We start from the raw sequence: 15,052 nt of genomic DNA, 5'->3' as shown, positions 1-15,052 counted from the left end.
GCCCAGCTAAACTCTTGGGCCAACCAGTCAGGGAGCACCCCATGAGCTTCGGCAAAACCACCCCGATCCTGCGGATCTTCGATGAAGCCAAGGCGTTGGAGTTTTACGTCGACTTCCTCGGCTTCAAGATCGACTGGCAGCATCGTTTCGAAGCGAACTTCCCGCTGTATCTGCAGGTGTCGCGTGGCGAGTGCGTGTTGCACCTGTCCGAGCATCATGGCGATGCGACCCCGGGCTCGGCGTTGCGCATCGAGACCGATGAGCTGGAGGCGTTTCAGCAGCAGTTGCAAGCCAAGGATTACAAGTTCTCGCACCCACAGATTCAGGCGATGCCGTGGGGCAGTCAGGACATGACGATTGCTGATCCGTTCGGTAATCGGTTGGTGTTTACCAACGCGATCAGTGTTTGAGCTGAGAAGAGCCCCTCACCCTAACCCTCTCCCAGAGGGAGAGGGGACTGACCGAGGTGTCTTGCGCTGTACATCGACCTGAATGATCCGCTGCGATTGTGCATTCACAGCAGCATTTTCAGGTCGGTGTGTCTCGCGAGCATCCCTCGATCGGCCCCCTCTCCCTCCGGGAGAGGGTTGGGGTGAGGGAAAAAGATTCACGCCATACAAAAAAGCCCGCTGCCAAACCACTAAGGTTTTGCCGCGGGCTTTTTCGTTACTCCGTTGGCACTAACTGATCCAGCACCCGGTTGACGGCGATCTCCGCCACCATCACCACCTGCGCGATGCCTTGCAGAGTCTTGCGGTGTGAGCCTTCAAGCAGGCCGGCAAAGTCGTTGAGCATCACGGTGGCCGAGCCCAGGGTTTCGCTGGCGTCGGCCAGCAACGGTTCGGTGCCGCTGGCCGGGTTGGCCATGTAGAGACGATTGGGCTGGTACGGGGTGGCCATGATCGCGGGCCGCGGTGGGCCGAGGTAGTGGTCGAGGGCGCGCTCGGCGGCTTCGTGGAATTTCCTTGAATCGGGGGATTCGTAGAGGGAGGCCGGACCGGTGTCCGGTGGGTTTGGCGTAACTTTGAACATAGGCTGTGTTCCCGTCATTGAGCGCCAGCCCCTTTGCTACTAAACGAAAGGGTGGCAGCTGTACGCAGGTTAGTAGACCGGGGAACTCAGCTTAAGCCGGCGCGCCGAAGCGCCCTACGTACAGCCACCATCAAGCTCAGGTATGCAGCACCTGTGATGAATGTACGACCAGCCGAATTACCTCGGGCTACTAAACCCGATCACTGGAAATCAGTGACGGACTCAAGTTACCGACGGCCTCCGGGGCGCACAAGCCGGCGGATTCTGGCTTAGCCGTAGGCAGCGGCGCAAGGATTTGTAGGCAGTAGGGCGTAACACTGAGTGTCTTTAAACACGGGGGCTGCAGTGGGTTTATCGGACGGCTGAAATTGAGGAATTGTCTGTCGGGTTTTTGGTGTGGCCACTGGCGCCATCGCTGGCAAGCCAGCTCCCACAGGGTTATGTGCGAGCCGCAGATTTTGTGTACGACCCGGTCACTGTGGGAGCTGGCTTGCCAGCGATGAGGCCAGAATAATCACCCCCGATGCATCTGCCGAAACTCCCCCGGCGGCATCCCGCGCCGGCTCTTGAACGTGCGATGGAACGACCGCGGCTCGGTAAACCCCAGATACTGCGCAATGTCCTGAATCGGCAACGTGCTGTTGAGCAAGTAATGCTCGGACAGCTCCTGACGCAAGTCATCCAGAATCTGCTGATACGACGTCCCCGCCTGATGCAACTGGCGTTGCAACGTGCGCACCGACACCGCGAGCTGTTCGGCCACCTGTTCCTTGCGCGGCAAGCCTTCCTTGAGCAACTGGCGCAGGATGCTTTTGACCCGCTGTTCCAGCGACGCATCCTCCAGCGTCGCCATCAAACCCATCGCGTGTTCTTCCAGGGTGCGCAGCAACTGCGCATCGGCCTGGCGCAGCGGTAATTGCAGATACGCCAGCGGCACGATCAGCGCCGAATACGCCTGCTCGAACAGCACCGGGCAATCGAAAAACGCTTCGTATTGCGCCTGACTGGCGTCTGTCGGGCATGGATGTTCCAGCCACACGGCGGCGGGTGACATCTGTGTGTCGGCAATCCAGCGTGCATATTGCAGCCACGAGCCAAGGACGTTTTCCACCAGATGCCGGCGAATCCTTGGGCGTTGATAGCGGCAAGTCCAGATCAGGTGCACATGACCGTCCTGCACCTCGGCACGGCTGACACCCATGTCGCCCACCAGTTTTTCGAACGGCATGATCCGGCTCATGGCGTCGCCCAGAGTCGCGCAGTTCATGGTGATGTAACCGAGCACGCTCCAGGAGTTGGGCAGGACGAAGTTTGCCGCGTTGAGACCAAACAGCGGATCGCCCGAGTGCGCGCAGAAATAATCGAGCAGGCGCTCATGGGTTTCGCCCGGCAAGCGCAGGCTGTTGTCGCTCAGTTGCTGCGCCTGCAATCCGGCTGCCGCCAACGCCGGCTCGATGGCCATGCCCAGTTGCTCGGCATGGCGCACGTATTTGAGCAGCGGCGGAACCGAGGTGAAGCCGAGCGATTGCATGATCCGAATTCCTTGATCAAGGCCAGCGTGAGCGAATGAATGGCTGAAAGGTAATTTGAAACCCCGACTAAAGTAAATGGCTGGCACTTGCGCGACGTTTGACTCAATTGGCTACTCGAACTGGCCGGATGCGACCGTGACACTTTTGGGCCGCTGACTAGTATGGAGGCCTGCCACATCACTGATCAGACTGCATAAGAAGGACACACGCATGCGACGCTGGAACGGCTGGGGAGAGGCAACAACGATGGTCGAACTGCCGGCCCAGGGCGCGAGTTTTCTCCATGAACGGCTGGGGGCCGGGCGCGCGTTGCCCGATGCCACGCTGGAGTCGGCATTGGCGCGAGTGCCGCTCTCGCGATTGGCGGCGCACACCTTGTACAGCGTCGATGCCCATGACCGTCTGCTGCACGCCCGGGGTCAGAGCCTGCCGGATTGGCTGGCGCTGCGCGAGGGTGCGCTGGGCATCTATCCGGACGCGGTGGCGTTCCCGGAAACCGCCGGGCAGATCCGTCAATTGCTGGTCCTTGCCCATGAGCAGGACCTGTGCCTGATTCCCTACGGCGGCGGCACCTCAGTGGCCGGGCACATCAATCCGCCGGATTCGGCGCGGCCGGTGGTGACCGTGTCGCTGGCGCGGATGAATCGCCTGATCGACCTCGACGAGCAGAGCCAATTGGCAACGTTCGGCCCCGGTGCCAGTGGCCCGCAGGTGGAAAGTCAGCTGCGCGCTCGCGGCTACGCGCTGGGGCATTTCCCGCAGTCCTGGGAGTTGTCGACGCTGGGCGGTTGGGTCGCCAGTCGCTCCAGCGGTCAGCAGTCGTTGCGCTATGGGCGTATCGAGCAATTGTTCGCCGGCGGCACCCTGGAAACCTTTGCCGGGCCTCTGGAAATTCCGACCTTTCCAGCCTCGGCAGCGGGGCCTGATCTGCGCGAAGTGGTGCTCGGGTGCGAGGGCCGTTTCGGGATCATCTCCGAAGTCAAAGTGCGGGTCAGTCCGCTACCCACCGATGAGCGTTTTTACGGGGTGTTCCTGCCCAGTTGGAGCAAGGCGCTGCAAGCGATCCGCCAATTGGCCCAGGCGCGAGTGCCGTTGTCGATGCTGCGCCTGTCGAACGCGGTGGAGACCGAAACCCAACTGGCGCTGGCCGGGCATCCGCAGCAGATCGCCTGGCTGGAGAAGTATCTGAACCTGCGCGGTGCCGGTGAAGGCAAGTGCCTGCTGACCTTCGGCGTGACCGGCAACCGTCGGCAAAACGCGCTGTCGCTGAGCCAGGCGCGCCAGCATCTGAAAGCCTTCGGTGGCGTGTTTACCGGTACGTTGCTCGGCAAGAAGTGGGCGCAGAACCGCTTCCGTTTCCCCTACCTGCGCGAGAACCTGTGGAACGCCGGCTACGTGGTCGACACCCTGGAAACCGCCACCGACTGGAGCAACGTCGACAATCTGCTCAACCTGATCGAAAACAGCTTGCGCGATGCCTTGGCAGCGCAAGGCGAGCGGGTGCATGTGTTCACCCATCTGTCCCACGTCTACGGCGAAGGTTCGAGCATCTACACCACTTACGTGTTTCGCCCGGCGGCGGATTACCCGGCGACGCTGGCGCGCTGGCAGGCACTCAAGCACGCGGCCAGCCAGACCATCGTCGACAACCACGGCACCATCAGCCACCAGCATGGGGTCGGCAAGGATCATGCGCCGTACCTGCCGCGCGAAAAAGGCGCGCTGGCGATGGACACTTTGCAGGCGCTGAGCAAGCACTTCGATCCGGCCGGGCGCCTCAACCCCGGCACGCTGTTGCAGGAGTGACGGTCATGCACCCGGACTGGAACGCCGCGTGGCGCCAGCAAACCTTGCCGACATTGGCCGACGCAAGCTGGGATCTGATCGTCATCGGCGGCGGTATCAGCGGTGCCGGCATCCTGCGCGAAGCGGCGCGGCGCGGCTGGCGTTGTCTGTTGCTGGAGCAACGGGATTTCGCCTGGGGCACCTCCAGCCGATCGTCGAAAATGGTCCATGGCGGTTTGCGTTACATCGCCAAGGGCCAGTGGCGCCTGACCCGCGATTCGGTGCGCGAGCGTCAGCGTCTGCTCGACGAAGCGCCGGGACTGGTGGAGCCGATGAGTTTCATGATGCCGCACTATCGCGGTGGCTTTCCCGGGCCGCGTGTGTTCGGTGGCTTGTTGTCGGTGTACGACGCGTTGGCGGGACGCCGCAGCCATCGTTTTCATGACGCGCAGCAATTGCGTTTTCTGGCGCCGGGGGTGAAGGAAAATCACCTGCTCGGCGGCACCTGTTTTGTCGATGCGCTGACCGATGACGCACGGCTGGTGATGCGCGTGTTGCACGAAGCGCGGGCCGATGGCGCGGCGGTGTTCAACGGGGTGCGCGTCGAACATTTGCTGCGCGAAAACGGTCGGGTGTGTGGGGTGCAGATAGAGGACTGCGAAGCGGGTGGATCGCTGCAATTGCGTTGCGGCGTGCTGGCGGTGGCGACCGGGGCATGGGCTGAGCGCCTGCGTTTGCCTGAGGCGCCGCGACAATTGCGCCCGCTGCGCGGCAGTCATCTGCTGTTGCCGGGCTGGCGTTTGCCGGTGGCGCAGGCCTTCACTTTTTTGCATGAGCGCGACCGTCGGCCAGTGTTCGTTTTTCCGTGGGAAGGGGCGACGGTGGTTGGCACTACGGATCTCGATCATCGCGAGAATCTGGATCAGAGCGCGAGCATCAGCGCCGACGAACTCGACTATCTGCTGGCGGCCTGCACGCAACAATTTCCAGGTGCCGAAGTGACGGCGAGCGATGTGCTGTCGACCTGGTCCGGCGTGCGTCCGGTGGTCGGCAGCGCGGCGGGTCAACAGCAAGGCAAGCCGTCGAATGAAACCCGTGAGCATGTGCTGTGGCAGGAGCCGGGTTGCGTCACGTTGGCCGGCGGCAAGCTGACGACGTTTCGCCCGCAAGCCATCGAAGTGCTCAAGGCCTGTGCCGACATGCTTGGCCGCGATTTCGAAGATGATGGCGCAGCGGTTTTTGCCGCCGTAGCACCACGGCCGATCCCCGGACTCAGCCCGCAACAGGGGCGACGTCTGGCCGGCAGGCACGGCCGCGATCTGCCGCGACTGGCGCAGTTGATCGCCGAGTTGGGCCACGAAACGGTCGGCAACACCGACACCTTGTGGGCCGAACTGGCCTTCGCCTGTGAGGCGGAAATGGTGCTGCACCTCGATGATCTGTTGCTGCGCCGCACCCGTCTGGGCCTGTTGCTGGCGCGCGGTGGCGAAGCGCATTTCGCCGCCATCCGCCAACTCTGCCAGCCACGTCTGGGCTGGGACGATGCACACTGGCAGCAAGAGTTGCAGCGTTACCGGGCGTTGTGGCAACGCCATCACGGTCTGCCGGATGCCACGCCTTGATGCCCCTTGAAGAGAGCGCCATGGATAATCACTCGAACAAGCGCTACCTGCTGGCGATCGACAACGGCACCCAGAGCGTGCGCGCATTGCTTTTCGATTTGCAGGGCAATCTGCTGGGCAAAGGCAAGGTCGAGTTGCAGGCCTACTACTCGACGCAACCGGGCTGGGCCGAGCAGGACCCGGAATATTATTGGGCGAAACTCGGCGAGGCGTGCCAGCAGGTATGGGCACAAACCGGGATTGATCGCTCGCAGATTGCCGGGGTGTCGCTGACCACCCAGCGTGGCACGGTGATCAACGTCGATGCTCAGGGCAAGCCGCTGCGCCCGGCGATTCTGTGGCTCGATCAGCGCCAGAGCGAAGTCGAGGGCGGGATCAAGGGGCCGTGGGGCTGGCTGTTCAAACTGGTCGGCGCGCAGGCGACGGTGGATTACTTTCGCGCGCAGGCCGAGGCCAACTGGATCGCCAGACACCAGCCTGAAGTATGGGCGGCGACCGACAAGTTTCTGCTGCTCTCGGGGTTTCTCACTCATCGTCTGTGCGGGCGCTTTGTCGACTCGGTGGGTTGCTGCGTCGGCTATTTGCCGTTCGACTTCAAACGCCTGAAATGGGCCGCGCCCAGTGACTGGAAATGGCAGGCGCTGGCGGTGCGTCCCGAGCAATTGCCGACCTTGCACAAACCCGGCGAAACCCTTGGCTACATCAGCGCCGAAGCGAGCCGCCACACGGGGATTCCCGAGGGGCTGCCGCTGATCGCCGCGGGCGCCGACAAGGCCTGCGAAGTGGTCGGTTCCGGCGTGGTCGATGCGAGTACGGTGTGCCTGTCCTACGGCACCACCGCGACGATCACCAGCACCCGTTCGCGCTATCTGGAAATCGTCCCGTTGATCCCGCCGTACCCCTCGGCGGTGCCGGATCAGTACAACTGCGAGGTGATGATTTATCGCGGTTACTGGATGGTCAGCTGGTTCAAGAACGAGTTCGGCCTGCGTGAAATGCAGCAGGCGCAAGAGCAGGGCATTGAACCTGAGCAACTGTTCGATGCGCTGGTGAACGCGGTGCCGCCGGGATCGATGGGGCTGATGCTGCAACCGTATTGGTCGCCGGGGATTCGTGAGCCGGGTGTCGAAGCCAAAGGCGCGATGATCGGCTTCGGCGACGTGCACACCCGCGCGCATATTTACCGGGCGATTCTGGAAGGGCTGGCGTATGCGTTGCGCCAGGGCCTGGAGAACATCGAGAGGCGTTCGAAGGTGTCGGTCAAGCGTCTGCGGGTGGCCGGTGGCGGTTCGCAAAGTGATGCGGCGATGCAACTTACGGCGAATATTTTTGGCCTGCCGGCGGAGCGCCCGCATGTGTACGAAGCGTCCGGGCTGGGCGCGGCGATCTGTTGTGCGGTGGGGTTGGGCTTGTATGCGGATTTCCCCACGGCAATCGCCGCGATGACCCGCGTCGGCACGGTATTCACCCCGCAGCCCGAGGCACAGCAGGTCTATGAGCGTTTGTACAAAGAGGTGTACCTGCGCATGTATCGCCAGCTCAAACCGCTCTATCAGAGCATCCGCAAAATCACCGGTTACCCCGCCTGAAAAAACACCACCAATCCCCTGTAGGAGCTGCCGAAGGCTGCGATCTTTTGATCTTGTTTTTACAAAATCAAAGTCAAAAGATCGCAGCCTTCGGCAGCTCCTACAGGGGGGTGTGGTGATTCGCATATGGCGCTATCGGAGAACTTTTCTGGTGAGATCGGACAGTGTCAGCGCCTGGGTCGGTTGTTAGGCTCAACCCCCACAGCACCTCCAATAAGAATTAAAAGCAATGAAGCTGACCTTTCTCCTGTTGCTGCTTTGTGCAATGGCCCCGACGGCGTGGGGCTGGTCGAACCACACGGTGGGCAGCTATCTGGCTTTGCAGGAACTGCCGGCGCTGCGCGATGCGCCGTCGGTCGAGGTTGAGCCGCTGGAGCGTTTTCTCGCCGAGCAGTATCCGGCCGTGGTCGCGCTGCTGGAGCAACAGGAAAGCTTCGCCCGTGAACACTTCACCCAGTACCCGCCGCGCCCCGACAACCTGAAGCTGCCCGCGGTACCGAGCGACAATCTGCGCCACGATTTTCTCACCGCGTTGCGGCTCAATCCGCGCATTCATCTGGCGATGGTCATTCAGCCGCTGCCGGGCCAAGACCTGCCCGAGCGCGAACATCTCAGCGTCGATCAGGTGATGGTCGAGCAGACGCTGTCGCCATGGAATCGTCAGCGTTTCATTCGTGTGGCGGACGGCGAAAAAATCGCGCCGCTGGCGGTACTGGTAAGCGCCGCCGACGAGCCGGATTACGGTCACGACATCAACCTGTTCAGCGACAACCCCGGCGAGGTCGGCGCGCTGTATGGCTTCGGCCCGCAGCCGTTCGGCGATGCGCGTTTTCAGTACAGCTCGCAGGCGCCGTTCCACATGGGCTTCTTTCATGAAAGCGCGGTGGTGTATGCCGCTGCCGGATTTCTCCAGCGCAGTTGGCCGGACTGGCGCGCTTATCAGTACTTGGGCTTAGCGCGTTTGGCGTTCGCCAGTGGCCATCCTTACTGGGGCTACCGGTTCCTCGGTTGGGGCGTGCACCACGTGCAGGACCTGACCCAGCCGTATCACGCCAAGCCGCTGCCCGGGGTCGAGCTGCCGAGTCTGTTGTTGCTGGAAGGCAAGGCGCTGGCCGGTTTTGCCGATGATAAAAAAGCCTCGATCGAACGCGTCGCCACCCGCCATATGGAAATCGAAAAGTATCAATCGACCTGGTTGCGCCGCGTGCTGCGCACCGGTCAGGCGCATCCGATGCTCGCGGCCTACGCCGATGTCGCTCAAGACCAACAGTATCCACCGTACTCGGTGGACTACCTGCGCGACGTGGTCAGCGCCGAGTCGGTCGAGGAGTCGGCGGCGTTCGAAGAGGCCATCGGCCAGTGGCTGAAGACGGCCCCGGTGACCAGTGATTTCAGCAGCGGCAATCAGTTGCAGCGCGAGACCTTCGAGCATCCGGCACTCAATCAGCAGCTGTTCAAACTGCTCGGGCATTTCGGCGCGCACAGCCGGATTTATGTCCGCGCTGGACTGGCACCGTAGCCATCGCGGCCACGCAAAAAACAATAAGAACAAGGAAGGAGGAACCCATGATCAACACTCGATTTCGCCTCACCGGCGTGGCACTTCCCGGAGTCGGCCTGGCAGGGCTGCTGCAGCTCTGCGCGGTGGATGCGGTGCAGGCTGCCGAGTTCAGCGTGCTGGACAATCAGGTCACCGGCTCGATCGACACGACGCTGTCCTATGGCCGTTTGTGGCGGGTGCAGGGCCGCGACAAGAACAACGATGACGTCAACACCAACGACGGCAATCGCAACTTCGACACCGGATTGGTTTCCGAGGTGTACAAGATCACTTCGGAGCTGGAGGCCAACTACCAGAACTACGGGATGTTCCTGCGCGGCACGGCGTTCTACGACACCCAGTTGATGGACAAGCGCAACGATTACTACCGCAACAACGACCCGGCGCAGCCGAGCCAGAGCTATCCGCAGGACGACCGTTTCACCAGTCAGACCCGCGACATCGCCGGCAGCCGGATCGAGATGCTCGACGCCTATGTCTACGGCAACTGGGACGTGGCGCAGATGCCGGTCACCGCGCGGGTCGGGCGTCAGGTGTTCAACTGGGGCGAGGGGATTTTCTATCGCGGCGGGATCAACACCACCAACCCGGTGGACGCGGCCAAATACCGTTTGCCGGGCGCCGAGGTCAAGGAAGTGCTGATGCCGGTGGAGGCGGTGAGCTTCAACATCGGCCTTAGCGATTCGCTGACCCTGGAGAGCTTCTACCAGACCAACTGGAAGGAAACCCGCATCGACCCGGTCGGCACGTTCTACTCGCAGACTGACCTGTTCGCCGATGGCGGCAACACCGGTTACAACAACTTCAGCGGCACCGCGCTCGACACCTCGGTGCCGGGCTTCGGCAACGTCATCGGCCTGTACAGCGCACTGGGCAACAACCCATTGCTCGGCCCGGCGCTGAAAAGCACCGGCCTGTACGCCAACGGTGTGACCCCGGCCTACGGCAACACGCTGAAAGTGGCGTCGATCGGCAAGGACTACAACGCGCGCAACGATGGTCAGTTTGGCTTTGCGTTTCGCTACATCGCCGAGGAGCTCAACAGCACCGAGTTCGGCCTGTATCTGGTCAACTACCACGCCAAGGAACCGACCATCGCCGCTGACCTCGGTGGCTACAAAGGCATCGACATGAATGCCCTGACCAACATGCTCTCCAGCGTCGCTGGCAGTCAGGCCGGGGCGCTGGCCAACGGTCTGGCGACAGCCGACGTGATGGGCAATATTCAGGCGCATCGGCGCTATGCCGAAGACATCCGCATGTACGGTTTCAGCTTCAATACCACTTTGGGCCAGGCCTCGGTGTTCGGCGAGATTGCCTACCGGCCGAACCTGCCGATCGGCATCGCCGCAACTAACGACTTGATCGGCGATCTGGCCAACGGTGCCGCTGTGGCGGTGACCGGCAAGGCGATCAACGTCGGCGGGCAGATGGTCACCCTCGACAGCGAGATCAACAACGCCGAGCGCGTGGAGGCGTTCAACACCTCATTGGGCAGCATCTACAACTTCGGCCCGACGCTGTCATTCGACTCGATGTTCGGCATCTTCGAACTGGCCTCCGAACACCTGCGCGGCAGCAGTCTGCAATACACCGCTTACGACGGCAGCACGCGCTATTACGCCGGTACCGGCAACACCTCTTATGTCTCCGGCGGTGATCGTGACGATCAGGTCAACCGCAATTCCTACAGCTACACGGTGATGCTCAACGGCACCTGGAACGATGTGTACGCCGGGGTCAACGTCTCGCCTTACGTCGTCTACAAGGACGACTTCAAGGGCAACAGCTATCAGGCCGGCAACACCATCGAAGGTCGCAAGGCCTACACCCTGGGGATCAAGGCCAATTATCAGAACAAGCTCGAAGCCGAGGTGCAATACACCAACTTCTGGGGCGGCGGGCAGAACAACGGGATTCGCGACCGCGACAACGTCGGGTTCAATCTCAAGTATTTCTTGTGAGTTTCAGACGCAGATCCCGGGACAACTCATCCCCCTGTGGGAGCGGGCTCGCCCGCGATGACGGCAGCAAATTCGACATCAATGGTGGCTGACCCACCGCTATCGCTGGCAAGCCAGCTCCCACAGGGTACGCATTCTGGAGAAGAACATGTTTCATATTTCAAGATTGACGAAGACAACGCTGGCACTCGTGCTGGGTCTCGCCGCGAGCAGCACATTGGCCGCCATCACCCCACAACAAGCCGAACAACTGAAAACCACCCTCACGCCCATGGGCGCCGAGCGCGCCGGCAACGCCGCCGGCACCATTCCCGCCTGGACCGGCGGCATCACCCAGGCGCCGGCCGGCTACAAACCGGGCCAACATCACCCGGATCCGTATGCAGCGGACAAGCCTTTGTTCACCATCACCAAGGCCAATCTCGACCAGTACAAGGCCCACCTCAGCCCCGGTCAGATCGCGTTGTTCAACAGCTACCCCGACACGTTCCAGATGCCGGTCTATCCGTCGCGTCGTTCCGGTTCGGCGCCGCAGTGGCTGTATGACAACACCCTGAAGAATGCGACCTCGGCCAAGCTGCTGGAGGGCGGCAGCGGATTCGCCGATGCCTACGGCGGCGTACCGTTCCCGGTGCCCAAGGACGGCATCGAAGTGCTGTGGAACCACATCACCCGTTATCGCGGAATCTACGTGGTACGTCGCGCGTCCGAAGCCCCGGTGCAGCGCAACGGCAGCTTTGCGCTGGTGACCTCGCAGCAGGAAGCGCTGTTCAACTTCTACCGTCCGGGCGGGCAGTACGCCGACCTGAAAAACATCCTGTTCTACTACCTCGCCTTCGTGAAAAGTCCGGCGCGCCTGGCCGGTGGTGCGGCGTTGGTGCACGAGATGCTCGATCAGCTCAAGGACCCGCGCCAGGCCTGGGTCTACGACGCCGGCCAACGCCGTGTGCGCCGTGCGCCGAACCTGGCGTATGACACGCCGATCGCCTCGTCCGATGGCCTGCGCACCGCCGATGACACCGACCTGTTCAACGGCGCGCCGGACCGCTACGACTGGAAGCTCAAGGGCAAGCAGGAAATCTACATCCCCTACAACAACTACAAGGTTGGCAGCCCGGACGTGAAGTACGCGCAACTGCTGACCCCCGGCCACCTCAACCCGCAATTCACGCGCTATGAGCTGCACCGCGTGTGGGTGGTCGAAGGCAACCTGAAACCGGGTGCGCGGCACGTCTATTCCAAGCGCGTGCTGTTTCTCGACGAGGACAGCTGGGGCGCGGCGCTGGTTGATCAATACGATGGGCGAGGGGAGTTGTGGCGGGTGTCGATGGCCTACCTGAAAAACTTCTACGACCTGCCGACCACCTGGAGCGCACTGGACGTGTTCCACGACCTGCAAGCCCGACGTTACTACGTGCAGAACCTCGACAACGAAGAAGCCTCCACCGTGGACTTCTCGCAACCGGTGCCGGAAGACGCGTATTTCATGCCCTCGGCGTTGCGCCAGCGCGGGACTCGCTAGAGTCAGGCAACACGCGCACCGGCCTGCTGATCCAACGCCACCCATGTAGGAGCTGCCGCAGGCTGCGATCTTTTGACTTTGATTTTAAAAACAAGATCAAAAGATCGCAGCCTGCGGCAGCTCCTACACGAAGGCGAGTTGTCTGGGACATCAGGGTGGTCGGGCTGACGCAATCGCGGGCAAGCCCGCTCCCACAGGTTTTTCGGTCGTTCACATATTTTGTGTTCGACTCGTTTCCTGTGGGAGCGGGCTTGCCCGCGATTGGATTTACCCTTTGGCGCTGACTGAAGATCAGACGCGGAAGTGGCTGACCATCTGCTGCAACTGACCGCCCAGGCGCGCCAGTTCCACGCTGGACGCTGCAGTTTCATCACTGGCCGCGGCGGTCTGTTCCGACACGTCGCGCACGTTGATGATGCTGCGGCTGATTTCTTCGGCCACGGCGCTTTGCTGCTCGGCCGCGGCGGCGATCTGCTGGTTCATCGACTGGATGTTCGACACCGTGCGGGTGATGTTTTCCAGGGAGTCGCCAGCCTTGCGGGTCAGGGCCACGCTGCTGTCGGTCAGGGCGCGGCTGTTGTTCATCACCGCCGCCACTTGCTGGGTGCCGTTCTGCAGACCGGCGACCAGACCTTCGATTTCTTCGGTGGATTTCTGCGTGCGCTGGGCCAGACCACGGACTTCGTCGGCGACCACGGCAAAACCACGCCCGGCTTCACCGGCACGTGCCGCTTCGATCGCGGCGTTGAGTGCCAGCAGGTTGGTCTGTTCGGCCACGGCCTTGATCACGTCCATGACGCTGCCGATCTTGTCGCTTTCCTGTTGCAGCACGCTCATGGCTTCGGTGGAGCGCACCACTTCGCTGGCCAGACGCTCGATCTGCGCGATGGCTTCATTGACCACTTTGTCGCCTTCACGGGCTTCGCCGTCAGCCGCGGCAGCGGCTTGCGAGGCTTCTTCGGCGTTGCGCGCGACTTCCTGCACAGTGGCGGTCATCTCGTGCATGGCGGTGGCCACCTGGTCGGTCTCGACCTTCTGACTGTTCACGCCGGCGCTGGTCTGTTCGGTCACGGCCGAGAGTTCTTCGGCGGCGCTGGCGATCTGGGTGACGCCGTCGCGGATGCCGCTGATCAGGTCGCGCAGGGTCACGCCCATGCGCGCGATGCCTTGTTGCAGCACGCCGAGTTCGTCGCGGCGGGTGACCGTGACGTTCTGGGTCAGGTCACCGCTGGCAATGCGCTCGACCACGGCCAGGGTTTCCTGCAGCGGACGGGTGATCTGACGGGTGATGATCACCGCGGCAATCACACCGACCAACAGCGCCAGCAGGGTGCTGATCAGCTGGAAGGTACGGGCCTGGGCGCTTTCGATGTCACGGCGGTCGAGCTGGATCTGGTACAGCTGCTCGCTGGTATTGACGATCGCGGTGCCCTGATCGGTCATCTCTTTACGCGCCTGCACCGCTTCGCTGTTGGCGTTCTTGTAGGCCTGCAACGCGCTGCGGTAGTTGCTCAGGGCGGTTTCCAGCTGACGCAGGGCGTCTTGCTGGGTGGCGGCGAAATGCACGTTCAGTTGCTTGAGGCTGGCAATCGCCGCGTCCAGTTGGCCGACGGCTTTCTGCTCGGTTTCGGCGTTGGTGGTGGCGGTGTAACCACGCACTTCATAGCGCGCGAGGATGAAGGCTTCCTTGGCCTGGGTGATGGCCTGGAACTGCTCGAAGCGCTGCTCGCTCATGTCCATTTGCTGCACGCGCTTGCTGATCGTTTCGATCAGGTTGTAAGCGGTGTCGGCGTTAGTGCCCATCACGTCGCGGGCGCTGTTGCCGGTACGGTAGGCGTTGCGCATCTTGTTCAGCGAGGTCTGGTATTCGGCGATGGTCGCGGCCTGCTCTTTCAGCAGTTTGACGTTTTCCGGACTCTTGAACTTGTTGATCAGTGCTTGCTGTTGCGCAGCAAAGCTTTCGAGGGTGGTCTGTACATTCTGCGCGGCGGTTTCGTCGCCGTTGGTCAGCATGTATTGCAGGCGCACCACGCGCAGCTTGGTCAGACCGGCATTGAGCTGGGTGATGTCGCTCATCCAGTTGCTGCGGTCAATCAGGCCGCCGAGGCTGGTCCAGCCCGTCAGGGCCAGCACGCAGGTCAGGGCCAGGACCAGGCCGAAGCCCAGGCCCAATTTCATGTTCACGCTGATGTTGCCGAACCAGCTATTCATCACAATTCCTCCAGGAACGTAGAGCTACTTGATCGTCGGTCAGGCTGGAAGATTGTTGTTTTTTTGAGCCAGCAAGGGTGTTAGCAGGTTTGTATCGGCCGCAAACACGAGAGCTGAAAGGATTTTGTCCTACGGAATTTGTAACAAGGGCGCTTCAAGACTTTTTTCACATGCGTTTCACTCGCCACTTACGCCCGCTTCTCTACCCTCGCCGCATCGAATTGACTGTGATGG

The 15,052-nt window shown here is 61.8% G+C and carries 9 protein-coding genes and 2 pseudogenes; 7 read left to right on the top strand and 4 right to left on the bottom strand.

Annotated features, from left to right (window positions below; translation table 11 throughout):
* Positions 1–41 precede the first annotated feature (41 nt).
* A complete protein-coding gene (locus JN524_RS18425; RefSeq protein ID WP_041066674.1) occupies positions 42–410 on the top strand; it encodes a glyoxalase superfamily protein in 369 nt (122 codons plus the stop codon).
* A 256-nt stretch (positions 411–666) separates the two neighbouring features.
* On the opposite strand, the gene JN524_RS18420 is transcribed toward JN524_RS18425, so the two are convergent.
* The gene (locus tag JN524_RS18420; protein WP_202370248.1) at positions 667–1,032 is read right to left on the bottom strand and encodes a DUF6124 family protein; all 366 of its coding nucleotides are present in this window, start codon (positions 1,030–1,032) and stop codon (positions 667–669) included.
* A gap of 514 nt (positions 1,033–1,546) precedes the next feature.
* Positions 1,547–2,563 carry an AraC family transcriptional regulator GliR gene (gene gliR, locus JN524_RS18415; protein ID WP_202370247.1) on the bottom strand — a complete coding sequence of 339 codons (1,017 nt, stop codon included), beginning with the start codon at positions 2,561–2,563 and terminating at the stop codon, positions 1,547–1,549.
* Positions 2,564–2,774: 211 nt separating this feature from the next.
* Between gliR and JN524_RS18410 the strand changes: the two genes are divergently transcribed.
* The 6 genes from JN524_RS18410 to JN524_RS18385 all read left to right on the top strand — a co-directional run bounded on the left by JN524_RS18410 (position 2,775) and on the right by JN524_RS18385 (position 12,607).
* Complete coding sequence (locus JN524_RS18410) at positions 2,775–4,370, top strand: FAD-binding oxidoreductase (protein WP_202370246.1); 1,596 nt, start codon at positions 2,775–2,777, stop codon at positions 4,368–4,370.
* A 5-nt stretch (positions 4,371–4,375) separates the two neighbouring features.
* Positions 4,376–5,971 (top strand): glycerol-3-phosphate dehydrogenase/oxidase, encoded by a 1,596-nt coding sequence (locus tag JN524_RS18405; RefSeq protein ID WP_202370245.1) that lies wholly within the window; start codon positions 4,376–4,378, stop codon positions 5,969–5,971.
* A gap of 20 nt (positions 5,972–5,991) precedes the next feature.
* On the top strand, positions 5,992–7,560 hold the full coding sequence (locus JN524_RS18400; protein ID WP_202370244.1) for an FGGY-family carbohydrate kinase: 1,569 nt from the start codon (positions 5,992–5,994) through the stop codon (positions 7,558–7,560).
* 229 nt (positions 7,561–7,789) lie between these two features.
* Positions 7,790–9,079, top strand: a complete 1,290-nt coding sequence (locus JN524_RS18395) for a phospholipase (RefSeq protein ID WP_202370243.1) — start codon at positions 7,790–7,792, stop codon at positions 9,077–9,079.
* A gap of 47 nt (positions 9,080–9,126) precedes the next feature.
* Positions 9,127–11,085 carry a DUF1302 domain-containing protein gene (locus JN524_RS18390; RefSeq protein ID WP_202370242.1) on the top strand — a complete coding sequence of 653 codons (1,959 nt, stop codon included), beginning with the start codon at positions 9,127–9,129 and terminating at the stop codon, positions 11,083–11,085.
* Between the two features lie 148 nt (positions 11,086–11,233).
* Entirely contained in the window at positions 11,234–12,607 is a 1,374-nt protein-coding gene (locus tag JN524_RS18385) for a DUF1329 domain-containing protein (RefSeq protein ID WP_097090452.1), read from the top strand.
* A gap of 291 nt (positions 12,608–12,898) precedes the next feature.
* Here JN524_RS18385 and JN524_RS27570 read toward each other — a convergent pair.
* Both JN524_RS27570 and JN524_RS27565 read right to left on the bottom strand, forming a co-directional pair.
* Positions 12,899–13,495 (bottom strand): annotated as a pseudogene (locus JN524_RS27570) (methyl-accepting chemotaxis protein); the annotation flags it as partial.
* A gap of 309 nt (positions 13,496–13,804) precedes the next feature.
* A pseudogene (locus JN524_RS27565) lies at positions 13,805–14,785 on the bottom strand (methyl-accepting chemotaxis protein); the annotation flags it as partial.
* Positions 14,786–15,052: the final 267 nt, after the last annotated feature.

Origin of the sequence: Pseudomonas sp. MWU318, assembly GCF_016756945.1 — a bacterium.
GTDB classification, from domain to species: domain Bacteria; phylum Pseudomonadota; class Gammaproteobacteria; order Pseudomonadales; family Pseudomonadaceae; genus Aquipseudomonas; species Aquipseudomonas putida_A.
This window is presented reverse-complemented; position numbering and strand designations above follow the sequence as displayed.

What these genes read in the sequence shown, in the direction of transcription:
- JN524_RS18425 (WP_041066674.1), top strand. Translation starts at nt 42, where the DNA reads ATGAGCTTCGGCAAAACCACCCCGATCCTGCGGATCTTCGATGAAGCC.
- JN524_RS18420 (WP_202370248.1), bottom strand. Translation starts at nt 1,032, where the DNA reads ATGTTCAAAGTTACGCCAAACCCACCGGACACCGGTCCGGCCTCCCTC.
- gliR (WP_202370247.1), bottom strand. Translation starts at nt 2,563, where the DNA reads ATGCAATCGCTCGGCTTCACCTCGGTTCCGCCGCTGCTCAAATACGTG.
- JN524_RS18410 (WP_202370246.1), top strand. Translation starts at nt 2,775, where the DNA reads ATGCGACGCTGGAACGGCTGGGGAGAGGCAACAACGATGGTCGAACTG.
- JN524_RS18405 (WP_202370245.1), top strand. Translation starts at nt 4,376, where the DNA reads ATGCACCCGGACTGGAACGCCGCGTGGCGCCAGCAAACCTTGCCGACA.
- JN524_RS18400 (WP_202370244.1), top strand. Translation starts at nt 5,992, where the DNA reads ATGGATAATCACTCGAACAAGCGCTACCTGCTGGCGATCGACAACGGC.
- JN524_RS18395 (WP_202370243.1), top strand. Translation starts at nt 7,790, where the DNA reads ATGAAGCTGACCTTTCTCCTGTTGCTGCTTTGTGCAATGGCCCCGACG.
- JN524_RS18390 (WP_202370242.1), top strand. Translation starts at nt 9,127, where the DNA reads ATGATCAACACTCGATTTCGCCTCACCGGCGTGGCACTTCCCGGAGTC.
- JN524_RS18385 (WP_097090452.1), top strand. Translation starts at nt 11,234, where the DNA reads ATGTTTCATATTTCAAGATTGACGAAGACAACGCTGGCACTCGTGCTG.